3 protein-coding genes are annotated in these 2,193 nt (G+C 69.7%); all 3 read left to right on the top strand.

Annotated elements, in window-relative coordinates:
• Nucleotides 1-274: 274 nt before the first annotated feature.
• Nucleotides 275-748 (top strand): division/cell wall cluster transcriptional repressor MraZ, encoded by a 474-nt coding sequence (locus K9U41_RS22625; RefSeq protein WP_282643091.1) that lies wholly within the window; start codon nucleotides 275-277, stop codon nucleotides 746-748.
• On the top strand, nucleotides 745-1,782 hold the full coding sequence (gene rsmH / locus K9U41_RS22630) for a 16S rRNA (cytosine(1402)-N(4))-methyltransferase RsmH (RefSeq protein ID WP_282643092.1): 1,038 nt from the start codon (nucleotides 745-747) through the stop codon (nucleotides 1,780-1,782). The genes K9U41_RS22625 and rsmH overlap by 4 nt, the downstream gene beginning before the upstream one ends.
• Nucleotides 1,783-1,787: 5 nt before the next feature.
• Nucleotides 1,788-2,193 (top strand): cell division protein FtsL (gene ftsL, locus K9U41_RS22635; protein WP_282643093.1); only part of this gene is annotated, 406 nt, incomplete at its 3' end.

A 2,193-nucleotide genomic window follows, 5' to 3' on the forward strand; every position in this document is an offset into this window, starting at 1 on the left:
CGGGAGAGGGGGCGGACCTGCCCCCCGCGGCAGCGACTGCTTTCCAACCTGCACAGCCCCGAAACTCTCCGTTCCGAAGCCGGAACCGGCCGTCTCGCGACCGGCATCGGCGCCCCCACCCTGCCCGCGCCCATCCCGGCGCCCATGCCATTCCGTTGACGCCCATGAAATCCCATGTTAGCCCATTATTACCCATGAACACGATGGACGGCTCCAGCCGTCAAGCGGGCGGACCGGACCGCCGCCTGCCGCAAACGAGGGGCACCCGGGCGCCATGGACCGCTTCGTGTCCACCTACACGATGCGGCTCGACGCCAAGGGCCGGGTTTCCATCCCCGCGCCCTTCCGCACGGTGCTGGCCAAGGACGGCGCGGACGGCCTCTATTGCCATCCGAGCCTTGCCGAACCCGCGCTGGACGCGGGCGGAAACCGCCTGATCGGCGAGATCGACGCGCTGATCGAGAGCTACCCGCCCTATTCCGAGGCGCGCGAGGAGCTGGCCGCCGCCCTCTACGGCACCAGCGAGACCCTGCGCATCGACCCGGAAGGCCGGGTGGTGCTGACCGACACCTTGAAGGCCCATGCGGCGATCACCGACCAGGTGGCGTTCGTGGGGCTGGGGCACAAATTCCGGATCTGGGAACCGGAGCGGCTGAAGGCACATCTCGCGGAGGCCACCCAACGGGTGCGCGAGCTGCGCCAGGCCATCGGCTCCCGAGCGGAGAACCCGAGGAGCACCAAGGCATGACGACGGGCCACGGGGTCGGCCCCGCCGACGCCGCTGGCGGACCGGCCCGTCACCTGCCTGTGATGCTCGCCGAGGTTCTCGCGCACCTCGCGCCGAAGGACGCCGGCCGCTATGTGGACGGCACCTTCGGCGCGGGAGGCTATACGCGGGGCATCCTCGAAGCCGCCGATTGCCGGGTGCTGGCCATCGACCGCGACCCCACCGCCATCGCCGCGGGCGCGGATCTCGTCGCCGAAGCCGCCGGGCGGCTCACCCTGGTGAACGACCGCTTCTCCCGCCTCGACGCGGTGGCGCAGGAGCACGATTTTACGCCCCTCGACGGCGTAGTGCTGGACATCGGCGTCTCCTCCATGCAGCTCGATCAGGCGGAGCGGGGCTTCTCCTTCCGCCGCGACGGCCCCCTCGACATGCGCATGGGCGATACCGGCCCCTCCGCTGCCGACCTCGTGGCGACCCTGGACGAGGTGCAGCTCGCCCATCTCATCTGGAGTCTCGGGGAAGAGCGGCACTCGCGGCCCATCGCCCGCGCCATCGTCAAGGCGCGGGGCGAATCGCCCATCACCCGCACCGCCCAGCTTGCGGAAATCGTGTCCCGCATCGTCTGGCAAAAGCCCGGCGAGATGCACCCGGCGACCCGCACCTTCCAGGCCCTGCGCATCGCCGTGAACGAGGAATTGTCCGAGCTGGTCCAGGCCCTTGTGGCCGCCGAGCGGGCGCTGGCTCCGGGCGGGCGGCTGGTGGTGGTCACCTTCCATTCCCTGGAGGACAGGATCGTTAAGACTTTTCTGTCAAACCGGGCAAAGGCACCGTCCGCGTCGCGCCACCTGCCGCAGGCGGAGGGTCCGGAGCCTGCCTTCCGCCTCGTGGCGAAAGGCGTGGTGGAACCCGGTCCCGACGAAGTGGCAGGCAATCCGCGCGCAAGGTCCGCGAAACTTCGCGCGGCCGAACGCACCAACGCCCCGGCGCATCCGGGCGGTGACCTGATGGGGCTGTTGCCAGCTCCACCACCGCAACGCCACGGGCGGAGACGCTAGAAGACATGTTCCGGGTCGCCAATGTCGTGATGGTCGTCGCGCTTCTGGTGACCGCCGCGGTGGTCTACCAGCTGAAATACGCGTCCACCGCCGAAGCCGAACGCCTCGCCACCCTGCGCACGCAAATCCGCAAGGAACGCGATTCCATCTCCATGATGCGGGCCGAATGGGCGCGCCGCACCTCGCCCATCTATATCCAGGGCCTGGCCGAGCGCCACCTCGACATGAAGCGGCTGGACATCGATTCCATCTCCAGCCTCGACGATTTGCCGGAGAAGCCCGCCAACAATTCGGACGGCATCGGCGGCCTGCTCGAGGCGCTGGTGGACGCGCCGCTGGTCACCTCCTCCGCCTCGTCGAAGCCGTCGGCCTCGCCCACCGCCCCCACCAGCACGGGCGGCGCGTCGGTGC

It is taken from the genome of Xanthobacter autotrophicus, assembly GCF_029991245.1.
GTDB lineage: Bacteria > Pseudomonadota > Alphaproteobacteria > Rhizobiales > Xanthobacteraceae > Xanthobacter > Xanthobacter autotrophicus_C.

Excerpts from the sequence above, each read along its gene's own strand:
- K9U41_RS22625 (WP_282643091.1), top strand. The coding sequence starts at position 275 with ATGGACCGCTTCGTGTCCACCTACACGATGCGGCTCGACGCCAAGGGC.
- rsmH (WP_282643092.1), top strand. The coding sequence starts at position 745 with ATGACGACGGGCCACGGGGTCGGCCCCGCCGACGCCGCTGGCGGACCG.